At 64.2% G+C, this 16818-nt stretch carries 12 protein-coding genes and 4 pseudogenes; 6 read left to right on the forward strand and 10 right to left on the reverse strand.

The window, feature by feature from the left end; all coding sequences use genetic code 11:
- Positions 1-394: 394 nt before the first annotated feature.
- Positions 395-571, forward strand: a complete 177-nt coding sequence (locus tag ACYVD0_RS21960) for a hypothetical protein (RefSeq protein WP_460428914.1) — start codon at positions 395-397, stop codon at positions 569-571.
- 10 nt (positions 572-581) lie between these two features.
- A pseudogene (locus ACYVD0_RS21965) lies at positions 582-758 on the forward strand (IS3 family transposase); the annotation flags it as partial.
- 21 nt (positions 759-779) lie between these two features.
- Here the strand turns inward: ACYVD0_RS21965 and ACYVD0_RS21970 are convergent.
- From ACYVD0_RS21970 to ACYVD0_RS21990, 5 genes and pseudogenes are all read right to left on the reverse strand, one after another.
- Positions 780-983 (reverse strand): annotated as a pseudogene (locus ACYVD0_RS21970) (hypothetical protein); the annotation flags it as partial.
- Positions 984-1315: 332 nt separating this feature from the next.
- Positions 1316-2083: a GntR family transcriptional regulator gene (locus ACYVD0_RS21975; protein WP_460428770.1), complete on the reverse strand. Its 768-nt coding sequence runs from the start codon at positions 2081-2083 to the stop codon at positions 1316-1318.
- A 1-nt stretch (position 2084) separates the two neighbouring features.
- A pseudogene (locus ACYVD0_RS21980) lies at positions 2085-2920 on the reverse strand (IS3 family transposase); the annotation flags it as partial.
- Between the two features lie 100 nt (positions 2921-3020).
- Positions 3021-4244: a CaiB/BaiF CoA transferase family protein gene (locus ACYVD0_RS21985; protein WP_460428771.1), complete on the reverse strand. Its 1224-nt coding sequence runs from the start codon at positions 4242-4244 to the stop codon at positions 3021-3023.
- Positions 4245-4337: 93 nt separating this feature from the next.
- On the reverse strand, positions 4338-5519 hold the full coding sequence (locus tag ACYVD0_RS21990; protein WP_460428772.1) for an acyl-CoA dehydrogenase: 1182 nt from the start codon (positions 5517-5519) through the stop codon (positions 4338-4340).
- Between the two features lie 152 nt (positions 5520-5671).
- On the opposite strand from ACYVD0_RS21990, the gene gcvA reads away from it, so the two are divergent.
- Positions 5672-6580 carry a transcriptional regulator GcvA gene (gcvA, locus tag ACYVD0_RS21995; protein WP_460428773.1) on the forward strand — a complete coding sequence of 303 codons (909 nt, stop codon included), beginning with the start codon at positions 5672-5674 and terminating at the stop codon, positions 6578-6580.
- Between the two features lie 633 nt (positions 6581-7213).
- On the opposite strand, the gene ACYVD0_RS22000 is transcribed toward gcvA, so the two are convergent.
- A complete protein-coding gene (locus tag ACYVD0_RS22000; protein ID WP_460428774.1) occupies positions 7214-7999 on the reverse strand; it encodes an IclR family transcriptional regulator in 786 nt (261 codons plus the stop codon).
- A 234-nt stretch (positions 8000-8233) separates the two neighbouring features.
- On the opposite strand from ACYVD0_RS22000, the gene ACYVD0_RS22005 reads away from it, so the two are divergent.
- The 3 genes from ACYVD0_RS22005 to ACYVD0_RS22015 are packed head-to-tail and all read left to right on the forward strand — an operon-like array spanning position 8234 to position 14034.
- Positions 8234-9385 (forward strand): efflux RND transporter periplasmic adaptor subunit, encoded by a 1152-nt coding sequence (locus ACYVD0_RS22005; RefSeq protein ID WP_460428775.1) that lies wholly within the window; start codon positions 8234-8236, stop codon positions 9383-9385.
- A gap of 3 nt (positions 9386-9388) precedes the next feature.
- Complete coding sequence (locus tag ACYVD0_RS22010) at positions 9389-12520, forward strand: efflux RND transporter permease subunit (RefSeq protein WP_460428776.1); 3132 nt, start codon at positions 9389-9391, stop codon at positions 12518-12520.
- Entirely contained in the window at positions 12517-14034 is a 1518-nt protein-coding gene (locus ACYVD0_RS22015) for an outer membrane factor lipoprotein domain-containing protein (RefSeq protein WP_460428777.1), read from the forward strand. Before ACYVD0_RS22010 ends, ACYVD0_RS22015 begins: the two co-directional genes overlap by 4 nt.
- A 145-nt stretch (positions 14035-14179) precedes the next feature.
- Here the strand turns inward: ACYVD0_RS22015 and ACYVD0_RS22020 are convergent, their stop codons facing one another.
- From ACYVD0_RS22020 to ACYVD0_RS22035, 4 genes and pseudogenes are all read right to left on the reverse strand, one after another.
- A complete protein-coding gene (locus ACYVD0_RS22020) occupies positions 14180-14476 on the reverse strand; it encodes a 3-hydroxyacyl-CoA dehydrogenase family protein (RefSeq protein WP_460428778.1) in 297 nt (98 codons plus the stop codon).
- Between the two features lie 58 nt (positions 14477-14534).
- Positions 14535-14924: pseudogene (locus ACYVD0_RS22025) on the reverse strand (3-hydroxyacyl-CoA dehydrogenase NAD-binding domain-containing protein); the annotation flags it as partial.
- Positions 14807-15997 (reverse strand): acetyl-CoA C-acetyltransferase, encoded by a 1191-nt coding sequence (locus tag ACYVD0_RS22030; protein ID WP_460428779.1) that lies wholly within the window; start codon positions 15995-15997, stop codon positions 14807-14809. The gene ACYVD0_RS22030 and the pseudogene ACYVD0_RS22025, both read right to left, overlap by 118 nt.
- A 158-nt stretch (positions 15998-16155) precedes the next feature.
- Complete coding sequence (locus ACYVD0_RS22035) at positions 16156-16815, reverse strand: CoA transferase subunit B (protein ID WP_460428780.1); 660 nt, start codon at positions 16813-16815, stop codon at positions 16156-16158.
- Positions 16816-16818 lie beyond the last annotated feature (3 nt).

The raw sequence follows: 16818 nt of genomic DNA on the forward strand, positions 1-16818 counted from the left end.
GCGCCGCGTGTTCACGCGCTACGACAAGCTTGACCTCATGTACGCCGCCTTCATCACTGTGGCTCTTATCGCTGAGGCCCTACGTTAGTGTTAACAGGCCCTAGCGCAGTTTCACCCTATTCAGATTCGCGTTTTGGGGGCGATCAGGATAACGACATATGCGAATTTCCCCCTCTCCCATCCCCTGGGAGATGAGTGCATGGATGGCAGCTCCGTAGGTCGGGTTAGCACAGCGTAACCCGACAGCCTGCCCGGCATTGCCCGTCGCGTCGGGTTACGCTCTGCGGGCTAACCCGACCTACAGCTGCAGCGGTGAGCTGGTATTTCATGAAGATGCTTTAAGTGACGGCTCCCGGCCTGACCAACCAGTGAGGCGGGTCAGTGAAGTCTCGGTGTGGCACGCTCGCAGTCGACCGCTCGAATTCGGCAGGCATCCGCCGACCGCAAACCCCGTCGCCGCAGAGCATCCAACGATGCCGTGCTGGTCAACCAGATCCAGGCGATCGTCAGCGAGCTGCCCAGCTATGGCTATTGCCAGGTATGGGGGACTCCTGCGCCGACAGTGAACTGAGCAGGAGCAGCCCGTGGCCAACGCGAAACGGGTCTACCGGGTCATGCGTGACCATGGTCTGCTGCTGAGCGGCAACGCAAGCAGCCGGGCGTAGCACGGCGGCACGAAGGCCGAGTGGCGGTGGCGGCGGGCAACACCCGCTGGTGTTCCGATGGCTTCGAGTTTTCGCTGCTTTGAAGGTAATCCCCAGCCGGGCCAACGCCTTCCACTGCGTGCTCAGGCTCCCCCGCACGCCATGCTCGGCCTCGACCCACTGGCACAACTGCGCCAGGGTCTGGCCGGGCGCCGCCGCCACCCGCTCGGCCAACGCCCCTTCGAGCCCCAGGAGCCGAGGGGACACGTGGTTGCCTGACCCCCGCACTGACCCGGCCAAGCCGCTGCCGGGCACGTGCCGGAGCCACGTAGGACTCATTCACCGCAAAGCGCTCAGCTACCTTGGAAATCGAGCCGTTGGCCGTCAGCACTCGATCACGCAGGTCCTCCCCATAGGCTTGCCCTCGACGCCATTCCATGAGTCCACCTCCTGCGGTTGCCGAACGCAGACTTCCTTTTCAGCTTGGCAGTCCGCTTCAGTTGCGGCCACAACAGCCAGTCAGGTGAAAATGGCTCTAGCCGCGGGAGTTCAGGCGCCAAGCAGAGGCATCGACTTAACGGGGTGCCGGTGAGCGGTTTGATCCTGAAAACTGCAGTTGACGTCCCGAAAACGAGCGGAAAACCTTGCCACTCAAGGAACAGGGTCCAAGGCTATTGCAGCATGGAATGCTGCTTAAGGATCACGTCTATCACGTGCTCTAAGGTTTCGGTGATGTGCCTATTGAGCAGAACTGTCGCCTTTTCAAAATCCCGAGCCAGGGCCGTGTCCATCAACTGCTTATGTTCGTCGCCTTTATAACGTTTCACGGAACGATGTAGCGCCGAGAACCGGCGATAGCGCTCAGCGCGGTCAAAAAGCGAATCAATCATACTTAATAATAGTTTAGAAGAGCAGGTAGAAAACAGAGCAAAGTGAAAGGCCTTATGTCGCTCGGTCCAGTCATCGTTCAGCGCGACCGACACGGTACCCAACCTCTTCTCGACCAGCCCCAGGCGATGAAACGCTCCCAGTACGTTGGCCTCCCACGCATCATCGCCATGCTTGATTGCATCGGCTAGTGCTTCGCCTTCCAACAAGCAGCGTAGGCGAGTAATCTCACGAAAATTATCTACGGACAAACTCGCCACCCGGAAGCCTTTGTTGTCACTGGCTTCGACGATCCCCTCCTGGGCCAGACGATTGAGTGCCTCTCTAATCGGTGAACTACTCAATCCATAAGTCTTAGAGAGTTCTGCCACCTTGAGCTTTTCACCAGGCGCCAGTTCACAGCAGATAATCGACTTCTTCATCTGCTGCAGCGCCACCTCGATCAAGGAACCGCTTTGTGTGCTAAGCATCGACTTGTGCTCACCTAAATTTGTATGATGCTTAATTTTATGCGCAAAAATTAATTTGTGCAATTTTGCAAGTGAGAACAAACCAAGCGCCTTTCCACAGGGCATCGCAGGCCAGATCGGCGGTCATGCGCTCGCTCATTGCCCAGCCGATCACCCTCCGCGAGTACAGGTCGACGATCACCGCCAAGTACAGCCAACCTTCTGCCGTGTACAAGGTAGGTGATGCCGCCCATTTCCGGTTCGGGGCCGCCGCCGCAAAGTTCTGCTGGAGCAGGTTGCCCGCCACCGGCAGCGAGTACCGGGAGTTCGTGGCAGCCTTGAGCTTCCGCGCCGCTCTGGCTCGCAGCCCCTGGCTGCCGCATCGAGGCGGCGACCGTCTTGCGATTGCAGAGTAAAGCCTGTGTCGCGCAGATCGAGGCAAAGCCGTGGCGCTCCGTTGCATCCCTTGCGTAAGGCATAGGTACTGGCCATCTGCCAATCCAGCTCGGCCTGCCTCCGATGGCGTTCCGAAGGCTTGCGCGAGCACCAGGCATAGTAAGCCCTAGGGGTCATGCCCAGCACGCGGCACATGGCTTTCAGAGGAAACTGTTGGGTATGCGTCTACATGAAGACGTACTTCACTTGAGGCTCCTGGTAAAGTACGCGGCGGCCTTTTTACGATGACCAGCTCCTCGGCTTGCTCGGCCAGCAGCCGCTTGAGGCGGGCGTTCTCGTTGGCCAGCGTTGCTCGCGCTCGCTGCTGATCTGGTTCTGCTGCTGCTTGCTCCGCCAACCGTAGAGCTGGGAAGGCTGCAGGCCGAGCTGTTCGGCGGCCTTGTTGACGCCAATCCGCTCGGCCAGGGCCAGTGCTTCGTCCTTGTAGGCCTGGGAGTGGCGGGTACGGGTCGTCTGTTTCAGACGGCTTGCTTGCTTTGCCATGATTCACCTCGTTGCAGTGTATCGCTTAACGGGGTGTCTACTGACGCTGGGCAAGATCACCTAGACCTGACCAAATGCTCTCCGACGCAGAAAGCGTCGATCAAATCACTCGCCGTTCGCGCAACTCGGCGATAGTCGCGGCACCCAAGCCAAGCCGCTCGGCCAGCACTGCCTCGGTGTGCTCTCCCAGCAATGGCGGGGCGTTGCGGTATTGCACCGGAGTGACCGACAGACGGATCGGGCTGGCTACTTGCGCTACGCTGCCGGCCAGCGGATGCGGCAAGTCCAATTTGAGGCCGCGGGCCTGAACCTGGGGATCATCAAATACCTTGGCCAGGTCGTTGATCGGTCCGCAGGGCACGCCGGCAACCTCCAATGCAGCAATCCACTCGGCAGTGGTCTTGAATACCGTGGCCTGGCGAATCAGCGGGATCAGAACGTCGCGATGGGTGACACGCGCCTGATTAGTGGCGAATCGCGGGTCGCTGGCCCACTCGGCATGGCCGGCAACCTCGCAGAATCTGCGGAACTGGCCGTCATTGCCAACAGTGAGGATGAAGTTGCCGTCGGCACTGGGAAAGTCCTGGTACGGCACTATGTTCGGATGGGCGTTGCCAATACGACAAGGAGCCACGCCGCTGGTCAGGTAGTTCTGCGCCTGGTTGGCTAGACAAGCCACCTGTACGTCGAGCAGCGCCAGGTCGATATACTGGCCAAGACCGGACTGGTCGCGGTGGGCCAACGCAGCGAGTACGGAGGTGGCAGCGTACAGGCCAGTGAGAATGTCGACCAGGGCCACACCGACTTTGATAGGTCCGGCACCTTCCTCGCCTGCACTGCGCCCAGTCAGGCTCATTAGCCCGCCAAGGCCCTGGATCATGAAGTCATAGCCAGGACGCTGGGCGTAGGGACCATCCTGACCGAAGCCGGTAATTGAGCAGTAGATCAGCCGCGGATTGATCTCGCGCAGGCTGGCATAGTCCAGGCCGTAGGCGGCCAGGCCACCGACCTTGAAGTTCTCCAGCAGAATGTCGGATTGGGCCGCCAGATCGCGAATGATGCGCTGGCCTTCAGTCTGGGTGAAGTCGACGGTCAACGACTTCTTGTTGCGGTTGGCGCACAGATAGTAGGCTGCTTCCGGAGTATTCTCGCCATTGACGTCGCGTAGAAACGGCGGGCCCCAGTGGCGGGTGTCGTCGCCCGTGCCGGGACGCTCGACCTTGAGCACCTCGGCGCCGAGATCAGCGAGAATCTGCCCAGCCCAGGGGCCAGCCAGTACGCGGGACAGATCAAGCACGCGGATATGCGATAGAGCTCCAGACATCACGGGTTCTCCATAATTGCATAGAGGAATCGGCTATGCAGGGCGAAATCCCTAGAAGATTTCGCCCTGCAAACTGCAGCTTGTGGCTGCTATTTAGAAAAACGACTGAATCCCGGTCTGGGCGCGACCTAAGATCAGTGCATGGATGTCATGGGTTCCCTCGTAGGTGTTAACCACTTCCAGATTGACCAAATGCCGTGCCACGCTGAACTCGTCGGAAATACCATTGCCCCCCAGCATGTCGCGGGCCAGACGGGCGATATCCAGTGCCTTGCCGCAGCTGTTGCGCTTCATGATCGAGGTGATTTCCACCGCCGCGGTGCCTTCGTCCTTCATCCGCCCCAGACGCAGGCAGCCCTGCAGGGCCAAGGTGATCTCGGTCTGCATGTCGGCCAGCTTCTTCTGGATCAGTTGGTTCGCAGCCAGCGGGCGGCCAAACTGATGGCGATCCAGAACATACTGGCGGGCGGTGTGCCAACAGGCCTCGGCGGCGCCCAGAGCACCCCAGGCGATGCCGTAGCGGGCCGAGTTCAGACAGGTAAAGGGTCCCTTGAGACCTCTTACTTCAGGGAAGGCGTTCTCTTCCGGCACGAACACGTTATCCATGACGATCTCGCCGGTGATTGAGGCGCGCAAGCCGACCTTGCCATGGATCGCCGGGGCGCTCAGGCCTTCCCAGCCCTTCTCCAGCACAAAGCCGCGGATATCGCCGGCGTCGTCCTTAGCCCAGACCACGAACACATCGGCGATGGGCGAGTTGGTGATCCACATCTTACTGCCGGTCAGGCGATAACCGCCCTCGACCTTCTTCGCCCGGGTGATCATCGAGCCCGGGTCGGAGCCGTGGTTCGGCTCGGTCAGGCCGAAGCAGCCGATCAACTCACCGCTGGCCAGCTTTGGCAGGTATTTCTGCTTGGTGACTTCATTGCCGAATTCGTTGATCGGCACCATCACCAGCGACGACTGCACGCTCAACATCGAGCGGTAACCGGAGTCGATGCGCTCGACCTCGCGGGCAATCAGGCCGTAGCACACATAGTTGAGGCCGCTACCGCCGTATTCGGCGGGAATGGTCGCGCCGAGCAGGCCGGTTTCGCCCATCTCGCGGAAAATCGCCGGGTCGGTGTGCTCATGGCGGAAGGCTTCCAGCACCCGCGGCGCCAACTGGTCGGCGGAGAACTTCTGCGCGCTGGCCTGCACCATACGCTCTTCATCGGTCAGCTGCTGGTCGAGCAGCAGTGGGTCTTCCCATTGAAAACTGACTTTGCCAGCCATGGATACCACCTCGAAATGTTGTTGTTGGCGAAGGCTTGAACTGGGGTTGATCGTAGTTATCGGCAAGTTTGGTAGCAAACGACCATTTCGCACGTTATTGTGCTGATTCATCACTCCGAGATGGTTTCTATCAATCAGTGAGGATGTTGCACATGCGTCGCAAGATTCCCAGCACCGCCGCGCTGGTCGCCTTCGAAGCGGCGGCGCGCCACCAGAGCTTCACCAAGGCCGCTGAGGAGTTGGTGCTGACTCAGAGTGCAATATGTCGGCAGATCGCCAGCCTCGAGGCCTTTCTGGGCATCGAACTATTCCGCCGCACCCGCCGCGGAGTCAGGCTGACCGAGGACGGACTGTCCTACAGCCGGCGCATTGCCGCCCAGTTGGATGCAGTGGAGCGTGAGACACTAGCGGTCATGGGGCAGCAGGGCAGCACCAGTATCGAACTGGCGGTGGTGCCGACCTTCGCTACCCAGTGGTTGCTGCCGCGACTGAAGGACTTCCAGCGTCTGCACCCGGAAGTTACGGTGAATCTAACCACGCGCACCCGTCCATTCCTGTTCGCCGACACCGATTTCGACATCGCGCTGCACTACGGAGATGCCGGCTGGCCAGGGACTGAGTCCTATTTCCTGATGCGCGAGAATCCGGTGCCGGTGTGCAGCCCGGCGTTGATCGCACCGCTGCGCCAACTCGACGCACGGCAGATCATCACCCTGCCGCTGCTACAGCAGAGCACCCGCCCCTACGCCTGGCGCCAGTGGTTCGGCTCACTCGGCCTGCAGGTCGAGGGCGACATGCGTGGGCCGCGCTACGAGCTGTTCTCCATGCTGGCCCAGGCCGCCATGCATGGCATGGGCGTAGCGTTGATCCCGTCCATGTTGATCCAGCGCGAGTTGGACGAGGGACGCCTGATCGTGCCGATGCAGCACACCTATCTGAACGACAAGGCCTATTATCTGATCATCCCCGAGCGCAAAGTTGAGTCGGCGGCGCTACGTGCCTTCCATGACTGGCTGGCGGAAGAAGCTCGGCGCTATCGCCTGGAGGTTAAGCTGGAGTGAGCCGCCGGCAACAGAGATTCCAGTGCCAACGGCTTTACACCGTGCACCATGGTGCGCCGTGCAGTATTACCAGGGCAGGCGCGACATGAACCGCCCCGGGAATCCCGGAGGCTCGTTGGCTTGAGTCATGCCGTCATGGCGGACTCGATGAGTGGCTGATAATCGGGGCAATCGAACACTGTGGCTTGCCCGGCGCCCGAATAATGATGCACGCAATGGCGAAACGGCCTCCCTCTGCTCATGAAATTATCGAAAATTTCACAATCTCTCAGAGGTTGTGAAAAATTCAAGCGGCTGCTGCGCTCCCCTTCAAAACAGCCGCTAAAACGTTGCGCTACGTGAAAAGTAAGACCATTTGGCTCATGAACTCTCCCGCTTTTCACATGGCACGCCTTTTTGAAGGGGATTGGAGAGGCTCTCACGGAACTGTGAGATTTTTTCACAACCTCTCAGTCCAATATGACCATGAATGCCGGCGAGCCAGCACCTTCCGAGCACAGGTTGTCGTTGCTCACTCACGGGCGACCGCCTGGGCGTGACGCCCTAATCCGTGCAGATCGCCAGTTCTTCTGGACATCCTCGAGCCAATGAATGCACTCGGCCGCCCTCTCGGCGACCGGGGGCTCCCGCCGCTCAGCGCCGGCAGATGGCACTGCCGATCGCCCGCTCGATGTCGCGCTTGCAGGCCATCAGCGCCTCGCGGATGGCCTCGATGCGCCGCGCAGCGCGTGCGGAGGGCAGCACCACGGAGATGGCGTAGCGCCCCAGGTAGGTGTCCAGGGCCACCGAGCCGCCGCTGATGCCCTCGCTGCACTCCTCGTGGTCGAAGGTGAAACCGGTCTTGCGAATCTCCGCCAGCTCGGCCAGCAGGGCCGGCAGATCGCGGGTGTGGGGGGTCATCTGCGGCAGCGGATCGGGCAGCAGCGCGCGCACCTCGTCGTCGCCGAGGCCGGCCAGCAGCACCTTGCCGGCCGAGGTCGAATGCATGGGGGGGAAGACGCCGATGGGAAAGACCACGCGCAGCTCGCGCTCGGCGACGATCCGGTCGATCACGTGGATCTTGTCGCCCGCCGGCTTGGACAGGGCCACCGACTCCTGCATCCGGTTCGACAGGCACTCCAGATAGGGCCGCACCAGGGAGATGATGTCGGCCTGGGTCTGGTAGACCAGTTGGCCCACTGCCGCGCCCAGGCGGAAGCCACCGCTGGGGCCGAGGGCCTCGACCAGGTACTCGGTCTCCAGCGCGCAGACGATGCGCTGCACGGTGGAGCGCGGCAGCTTCACCGCCTGGGCGATGGCCGCCAGGCTGAGTCCCTGGGGATGCTCGCTCAGGGTACGCATGATCGCCGCGGCACGGGCAATTACCTGGATGCCGCACTGCTTGCTGTCATCACCGGTTTCCGGCGCTTGTCTGGTCATCGCTGGTTACTCGTCACAATCATCATCGCGGGCCTTGCAGCCGCCTTACTCCGGCAGGAGCGGTCAGATGGACCGCCCATGCCACTCTCATTTCCGGGATTCGCCGGTTTCTTTCTCTCTGTATGGTCTTTTACAAATCCGGCATTGCTCAGTGTAAACCACGTAATGGTACACTGAACCACTATACGATACACTCACCTCGGCTTCTTTCTCTTTCTTCAGGAGACCCGCCCCGTGAAACGCAGAGCTCCGTTCCCCTTCATCCACGGCCTGCCGCTGGTCGCAATCCTGCTGCTGGCGGCATGCAGGGAGGCCGAGCAGGCGGCCGCCCCTGCGCCGCCGCCCGCGGAAGTCGGCGTCTATACCGTGCAGGCGCAGCCCTTGACCCTGACCACCGACCTGCCGGGCCGCACCTCGGCCTTCCGCGTCGCCGAAGTGCGCCCGCAGGTCGGCGGCATCCTCCTGGAGCGCCTGTTCACCGAGGGCAGCGAGGTGAAGAAGGGGCAGCCGCTCTACCAGATCGACCCGCGCACCTACGAGGCGGAGCTGGCCCGCAGCGAGGCCAATCTGAGCACCGCCGAAAACCTGGCCAAGCGCTACGAACGGCTGCTGAGGACCAGCGCGGTCAGCCGCCAGCAGTACGACGACGCCATCGCCGCCTGGAAGCAGGCTCAGGCCGAAGTGCGGGTCCGGCGCATCGACGTGCAGTACACCAAGGTGCTGGCGCCGATCAGCGGGCGCATCGGCCGCTCCACCATCACCGAGGGCGCGCTGGTCACCACCGGCCAGACCCAGGCGCTGGCCACGATGCACCAGCTCGATCCGATCTACGTCGACGTCACCCAGCCGATCATCCGCCTCCTCGAACTGCAGCGTGCGCTGGAATCCGGCCGTCTGCAGAGCAGCGGCAAGGACCAGGCCGAAGTCAGCCTGACCCTGGAAGACGGCAGCGTCTATCCGATGACCGGCACCCTGAAGTTCTCCGAGGTCACCGTCGACCAGGGCACCGGCTCGGTGACCCTGCGCGCGGTCTTCCCCAACCCCGAGCGCAAGCTGCTGCCGGGCATGTTCGTCCACGCCCAGCTCAAGGAGGGCGTGCAGCAGGACGCCATCCTGGTTCCGCAGCAGGCGGTGATCCGCGACGCCCGCGGCGTCGCCACCACCTGGGTGGTCAAGCCGGATAACAGCGTCGAGCTGCGCGAACTGGAAACCCTGCGCACCGTGGGCAATGCCTGGCTGATCGGCAAGGGCCTGGCCAACGGCGAGCGGGTGGTCGTCGAAGGCACTCAGCGGATACGTGGCGGCGTCACGATCAAGCCGGTCGAGGCCGGTAACATCAACCTGGTCGCCGACTTCGCCCCTGGCACCAGCCGAGGAGGGCGCTGAGCCATGTCACGTTTTTTCATCGACCGGCCGATCTTCGCCTGGGTGATCGCCCTGGTGCTCATGCTTGGCGGCGCCCTGGCCATCCTCAAGCTGCCCGTCACCCAATACCCCAACATCGCCCCGCCGGCGATCCAGATCAGCGTCACCTATCCCGGTGCCTCGGCGCAGACGGTGCAGGACACCGTGGTGCAGGTGATCGAGCAGCAGCTCAACGGGCTCGACGGGCTGCGCTACATTTCCTCGGTCAGCAATGCCGACGGCAGCCTGCAGATCACCGTGACCTTCGAGCAGGGCACTAACCCCGATATCGCCCAGGTCCAGGTGCAGAACAAGCTGCAGCTGGCCACGCCAATGCTGCCCGAGGAAGTGCAGCGCCAGGGCATCCGGGTGGTGAAATACCAGGTCAACTTCATGCTGATCCTCGGCCTGGTGTCCACCGACGGGCGCATGTCCAACTTCGACATGGGCAACTACATCATCTCCAACCTCCAGGACCCGATTTCGCGGACCAAGGGGGTCGGCGACTTCCAGGTGTTCGGCTCGCAGTATGCGATGCGCATCTGGCTCGACCCGGAGAAGCTCAACAGCTACCAGCTCACTCCGCAGGACGTGGTCGACGCGATCAGCGCGCAGAACGTGCAGGTCTCTTCCGGCCAGCTCGGCGGCCTGCCGGCGAGCAGGGGCGTGCAGTTGAACGCCACGGTGATCGGCAAGACGCGCCTGCGCACGGCCGACGAGTTCCAGGATATCCTGCTCAAGGTCAACCGGGACGGCTCGCAGATCCGTCTCAAGCACGTCGCCGAGGTCGGCCTGGGCAGCGAGAACTTCTCCATCGCCGCCAAGTACAACGGCATGCCGGCGGCCGGCATGGCCCTGCGCCTGGCCCCCGGGGCCAATCTGCTGGATAGCGTGGAGGCGGTGCGCGAGACGGTGGAGCGCCTCAAGCCCTACCTGCCGGAAGGCGTCGAGGTGGTCTACCCCTACGAGACCGCGCCGATGGTTTCCGCCTCCATCGAGGCGGTGGTGCACACCCTGTTCGAGGCCATCGTGCTGGTCTTCCTGGTGATGTACCTGTTCCTGCAGAACTTCCGCGCCACCCTGATCCCCACCCTGGCGGTGCCGGTGGTGCTCCTGGCCACCTTCGGCGTACTGTTCGCCTGCGGCTTCACCATCAACGTCATGACCATGTTCGCCATGGTGCTGGCCATCGGCCTGCTGGTCGACGACGCCATCGTGGTGGTGGAGAACGTCGAGCGGATCATGGTCGAGGAAGGCCTGTCGCCGCGGGAGGCGACGCGCAAGTCGATGGGACAGATCTCCGGCGCGCTGGTCGGCATCGGCCTGGTGATCTCCGCGGTGTTCCTGCCGATGGCCTTCTTCGGCGGCTCCGCCGGGGTCATCTACCGGCAGTTCGCCATAACCATCATCTCGGCGATGTCCTTCTCGGTACTGATCGCTCTGGTCTTCACCCCGGCACTGTGCGCCACCCTGCTCAAGCCGGTGGCCAAGGGCGCGCATCACGAGAAGCGCGGCTTCTTCGGCTGGTTCAACCGCACCTTCGAGCGCGGTGCCGACGGCTACCAGCGCGGCGTGGGCGGCATCATCCAGCGGCGCTGGCGCTTCATGCTGATCTACCTGCTGCTGATCGGCGGCGTCGCCTTCCTGTTCGAGCGGCTGCCCGGCTCCTTCCTGCCCAACGAGGACCAGGGGGTGCTCTTCGTCCAGGTGCAGCTGCCGCCGAACTCCAGCGCCGAACGTACCGAGGCGGTGCTGGCCGAAGCGCGCGACTACCTGCTCAACGAGGAAAGCGCGACCGTGGCCTCGGCGTTCACCGTCAACGGCTTCAACTTCGCCGGCCGCGGCCAGAGCTCGGGCCTGCTGTTCGTCAGCCTGAAGCCCTTCAGCGAGCGCCCCGGCCAGGACGTCTTCGACCTGGCCAAGCGGGCGGCCGCACGCTTCGCGCAGATCAAGGACGCCATGGTGATTCCGGTGGTGCCGCCGGCGGTACGCGAGATGGGTAACGCCACCGGCTTCGACATCTTCCTGCAGGATTACGCCGGCCTCGGCCACGAGGCGCTGATGGCGGCGCGCAACCAGTTCCTCGGGCTGGCCGCGCAGGAGTCGGTGCTGACCATGGTGCGCCCGAACGGCAAGGACGACGAGGCGCAGTACCAGGTGATCATCGACGACGAGAAGGCCCGCGCACTGCAGGTATCCATCGAGGAGATCAACCGCACCATGTCGGTGGCCTGGGGCTCGGCCTACGTCAACGACTTCATCGACCGCGGCCGGGTGAAGCGGGTCTATGTGCAGGGCAAGCAGGACGCGCGCCTGGCCCCGGAAGACTTCGACAAGTGGTACGTGCGCAACACCCAGGGCGAGATGGTGCCCTTCTCCGCCTTCGCCAGCGGCCAGTGGATCTACGGCTCGCCCAAGCTGGAGCGCTACAACGGCATTTCCTCGGTGGAGATCCTCGGCCAGCCGGCCGCCGGCTACAGCACCGGCGACGCCATGGCGGCGGTATCCCGTCTCGCCACCCAGTTGCCCCCAGGCATCGGCATCGCCTACACCGGGCTATCCTACGAGGAGCGCGCCGCCGGCTCGCAGGCGCCGGCGCTCTATGCGTTGTCGCTGCTGATCGTGTTCCTCTGCCTGGCGGCGCTGTACGAAAGCTGGTCGGTGCCCTTCTCGGTGATGCTGGTGGTGCCGCTCGGGGTGCTCGGCGCGGTGGCCGCCACGCTCCTGCGCGGGCTGTCCAACGATGTGTTCTTCCAGGTCGGCATGCTCACCACCATGGGTCTCGCGGCGAAGAACGCGATCCTCATCGTCGAGTTCGCCAAGGACCTCCACGAACACCAGGGCCGTACCCTGCTGCAGGCCGCCAGCGAGGCCGCGCGCCTGCGTCTGCGACCGATCATCATGACCTCGATCGCCTTCGCCCTCGGCGTGCTGCCGCTGGCCGTCGCCACCGGGCCCGGCAGCGGCAGCCAGCACTCGATCGGCACCGGCGTGCTCGGCGGGACCCTGGCGGCGACCTTCCTGGCCATATTCTTCGTGCCGCTGTTCTACGTCATGGTGGTCAGGGTGTTTGAAAGAAAAGAAAGGACGGCCGAAACCGAAGGAGTGACTGCATGAAGCTCAAATACCTGACCCTGGCGGTGGCCTGCGCCCTGGCGCTGCCGGGCTGCACAATGATTCCCGACTACCTGCGCCCGGAAGCGCCGGTCGACACCGCCTGGCCGCAGGACGCCGCCTATGCGCCGGAGCAGCCGGCCACCAGGCCGGCCGCGGACTTCGGCTGGGAGGAGTTCTTCCGCGACCCGGCGCTCCGGCGGATGGTCGAGCTGGCCGTGGACAACAACCGCAACCTGCGCCAGGCGGTGCTCAACGTGGAAGCCTACCGGGCGCTGTACCGCGTGCAGCGCTCCGAGCTATTCCCACAGATCGACGTGGAAGGCACCCAGAGCCGTCAACGCTGGCCCGCCGACTACGGCAGCGGCGGCGGCGGCGGGGCCAGCGGCGGCAGCAGCGAGGGCGGTCAAGCGAGCACGGCCCCCAAGCCCGAGGCCTTCATCCAGACCCACCACTCCGTGACGCTTGGCACCAGCGCCTGGGAGATGGACCTGTTCGGGCGCATCCGCAGCCTCACCCGCCAGGCCCAGGAGGACTACCTAGCCACCGAGGAGGACTGGCGCAACGTGCACATCGCTCTGGTCGGCGACGTGGCCACCGCCTACTTCGCCTGGCGCACCGACCAGGCCCAGCTCAAGCTGACCGAGTCGACCCTGGCCAGCTACGAGGAGAGCCTGGAACTGATCGAGGCCAGCGAGGAAGTGGGCGTCGCCTCGCAGCTCGACGTGCGCCAGGCGAAGACCCTGGTCGACCAGGCCCGCGCGCAGAAGGCGCTCTACACCCGGCAGATCGCCGAGGACGTCAACGCCCTGCGGCTGCTGATTGGCGGTCCCTTCCCGACCGACCTGCCGGCGGACCTCGACATCAACGACGCCATGCTCGCCGGCTTCCCTCCCGGGCTGCCCTCCGACCTGCTGCTGCGCCGGCCGGACATCCGCGCCGCCGAGCACCGCCTGCTGGCCGCCAACGCCAGCATCGGCGCGGCGCGCGCGGCGTTCTTCCCGAACATTAGCCTGACCGCCCGCGCAGGTACCGCCAGCCGCGATCTGGACGGCCTGTTCGATGCCGGCTCCGGCACCTGGAACGCTGTGCCGACGATCAACATTCCGATCTTCACCTTCGGGCGGCTCAAGGGGAACCTTGAGTACACCAAGCTGCAGAAGGAAATCAACGTCGCCGCCTACGAGTACAGCATCCAGACTGCATTCCGCGAGGTCGCCGACGGCCTGGCCGCGCGCGGCACCTACGACGATCAGCTCAAGGCCCAGGGCGACCTGGTCGACAACAACCAGGCCTACTACGAGCTGGCCCGCCAGCGCTACGACGAGGGCGTCGACAACTACCTGTCGGTGCTCGACGCCCAGCGCGAACTCTTCGCCGCCCAGCAGCAGCTGCTCAACGACCGCCTGCTGCAGCTGAACAGCGAAGTCGGCCTGTACAAGGCGCTCGGCGGCGGCTGGGAGCGCAGCAGCGTCGAGGGCGCGGCAGCGACGACGGCCTCCACCAGTGCCCCCTGACCCCCCCAAACGCAACCGGGCCACGCAAGGTAGCCCGGTTGTCCCCCCGCGTACGGACTCAGGGCTTCAGGGCATCGCGCAGCTGATGGGCGCGCCGCTGGAATACCCGCTCGCGGCGGGCATCGTCCCAGCGATAGAAACCTTCTCAGCCGCGCAGGCCGGTCCGGCCCTGGCCGACCGTCTCTTCGAGCAGGGCCAGCACGGTTTCGTCCTTGGCCAGGGTCGGCATGAGGTGGCGGGAGATATCCAGGAAGGTATCCAGGCCTCCCATGTCGGCCGCCTCCAGCGGACCGACCATGGCGTAGCGACGGCCGAGCGAGGCATGCATCACGCGATCGACGGTCTCCGCGCTGGCAGCACCGCTCTGCACGATATGCAGCGCCTCGCGGAGAACGGCGAACTGCAGGCGATTGCTGACGAACCCGGGGATGGCCTTGTCCAAGCAGCACGGCCTCCAGCTCCATCCCCGCCAGTAGCGCCCGGACACGCTGGAGGTGCTCGGCCCGGGTAACGCTGCCCGGAACGATTTCCACCAGCGGAATCAGGTGCGGCGGGCTCCAGAAATGAGCGATCAGCAGCCGCTCGGGAGTCGCCTCGATGAGCAGCCGCGTGCCGGCCACGTCCTCGAGCCGCGCGGTGGTGGATAGCCGTGCCAGGGCCGCGCCCGCCTGTTCGCGGTCGAAGCGTCCGGCGTCGGCCAGCTCCGTCAGGATACCCCTCCACGGCCGGAACGTCGGCGAGTCGCTCCGACGATGGGTCGCGCAGCAGGACGTCAGTCGCGCTCGATCGCCAGGGCTACGCCCTGCCCACCGCCGATGCACAGGGTGGCCAGTCCCTTGCGCGACCCGCGCCGGATCATTTCGTGCAGCAGCGTGACCAACACGCGACATCCCGAAGCACCGATGGGATGGCCCAGAGCGATGGCGCCGCCGTTCACGTTGACGATGTCGGGATTCCAGCCCAGTTCCTTGCCCACCGCCAGCGCCTGGGCGGCGAACGCCTCGTTGGCTTCGATCAGGTCGAGCTGCTCGAGCGTCCAGCCGGCCTTTTCCAGACAGCGGCGGGTGGCCGATACCGGGCCGATGCCCATGATTGCCGGGTCGACGCCGGCACTGGCATAGGCCTTGATCCGCGCCAGCACCGGCATCCCCAGGGCGCGCGCCTTGGCGGCGCTCATCAGCAGCACGGCGGCGGCCCCGTCGTTGAGGGTCGAGGCGTTGCCGGCGGTGATGCTGCCGTCCTTGCGGAAGGCCGACTTCAGCCTGGCCAGGGACTCGGCAGTGGTGCTAGCCCGCGGCTGCTCGTCGGTATCGAAGCTAAGCGGATCGCCCTTGCGCTGCGGAATCGTCACGGGGGTGATCTCGTCCTGGAAGCGTCCGGCCTCGATGGCGGCCACGGCTTTCTGCTGCGAGGCGGCAGCGAAGGCATCCTGCGCCTCGCGGGCGAGGCCGTATTTGTCCGCCAGGTTTTCCGCGGTGATGCCCATGTGGTAGTCGTTGAAGGCATCCCACAGGCCGTCGCTGATCATGGTGTCGACCAGACTGGCATGCCCCAGGCGCAGCCCGGTGCGCGCACCCGGCATGACATAGGGCGCCAGGCTCATGTTCTCCTGCCCGCCGGCGACGACCACCTCGGCATCGCCGCAGCGGATCGCCTGGGTCGCCAGGTGCAGGGCCTTGAGCCCTGAGCCACAAACCTTGTTGATGGTCATGGCCGGCACGCTCTCCGGCAGTCCCGCCTTCAGCGCGGTCTGCCGGGCCGTGTTCTGTCCCGCCCCAGCAGTCAGGACCTGGCCCAGGATGACTTCATCCACCTCGGCCGGCGCGAGTCCGCTGCGCTCGAGCAGCGCGCGGACGACGACGGCGCCCAGCTCGACCGCCGGGACCTGAGCCAGGCTGCCCTGGAAGCTGCCGATGGCAGTACGCGTGGCGGCAACGATGACGACTTCTTGTTGTTCTTGCATGACGATCTCCAGATCGGGATAACCAAGTCCCGCTCCCTGCCCGGGAGCCGAGACGCGAGTACAGCGGACATTATTAAAAAGGCCCTTAAATAGATTCCAGAAAGGGCCTTAGAGACCGCTAAAGGCTGATCTCTACAGAAAATTATTCTTGGGCCGGATTAATAGAAAGTCATTTCCGGCACATGCTCGGGCACCACCAGCTTGCCGGCGGTCTTGGCGACGATTTCCTCGACGCTCACGCCCGGCGCGCGCTCCTTGAGCACGAAGGCGCCGTTCTCGATCTCCAGGTAGGCCAGGTCGGTGAGCACCCTGCGGATGCAGCCGGCGCCGGTCAGCGGCAGCGAGCAGCGCGCCAGCAGCTTGGACTCGCCATCCTTGGAGGCATGGGTCATGGTGACGATGATGTTCTCGGCGCCGGCGACCAGGTCCATCGCGCCGCCCATGCCCTTGACCAGCTTGCCCGGAATCATCCAGGACGCGATGTTGCCCTCGACATCTACCTCGAAGGCGCCGAGCACTGTCAGGTCGACATGGCCGCCACGGATCATGGCGAAGGATTCGGCCGAGGAGAAAATCGAGGCGCCGAGCCGGGCCGTCACGGTCTGCTTGCCGGCATTGATCATGTCGGCGTCCACTTCCGCTTCGCTGGGGAAGGCGCCCATGCCGAGCAGTCCGTTTTCCGACTGCAGCATCACGTCTATGCCCTCGGGGACATAGTTGGCCACCAGGGTGGGAATGCCGATCCCCAGGTTGACGTAGTAGCCGTCTTTCAACTCGCGCGCCACGCGCTGAGCCATCTGTTCGCGGGAAAGTGCCATTGC

This window comes from Azotobacter armeniacus (genome assembly GCF_054779355.1).

Excerpts from the sequence above, each read along its gene's own strand:
- ACYVD0_RS21985 (WP_460428771.1), bottom strand. The coding sequence starts at position 4,244 with ATGTCTGGAGCTCTATCGCATATCCGCGTGCTTGATCTGTCCCGCGTA.
- ACYVD0_RS21990 (WP_460428772.1), bottom strand. The coding sequence starts at position 5,519 with ATGGCTGGCAAAGTCAGTTTTCAATGGGAAGACCCACTGCTGCTCGAC.
- gcvA (WP_460428773.1), top strand. The coding sequence starts at position 5,672 with ATGCGTCGCAAGATTCCCAGCACCGCCGCGCTGGTCGCCTTCGAAGCG.
- ACYVD0_RS22000 (WP_460428774.1), bottom strand. The coding sequence starts at position 7,999 with ATGACCAGACAAGCGCCGGAAACCGGTGATGACAGCAAGCAGTGCGGC.
- ACYVD0_RS22010 (WP_460428776.1), top strand. The coding sequence starts at position 9,389 with ATGTCACGTTTTTTCATCGACCGGCCGATCTTCGCCTGGGTGATCGCC.
- ACYVD0_RS22015 (WP_460428777.1), top strand. The coding sequence starts at position 12,517 with ATGAAGCTCAAATACCTGACCCTGGCGGTGGCCTGCGCCCTGGCGCTG.
- ACYVD0_RS22030 (WP_460428779.1), bottom strand. The coding sequence starts at position 15,997 with ATGCAAGAACAACAAGAAGTCGTCATCGTTGCCGCCACGCGTACTGCC.
- ACYVD0_RS22035 (WP_460428780.1), bottom strand. The coding sequence starts at position 16,815 with ATGGCACTTTCCCGCGAACAGATGGCTCAGCGCGTGGCGCGCGAGTTG.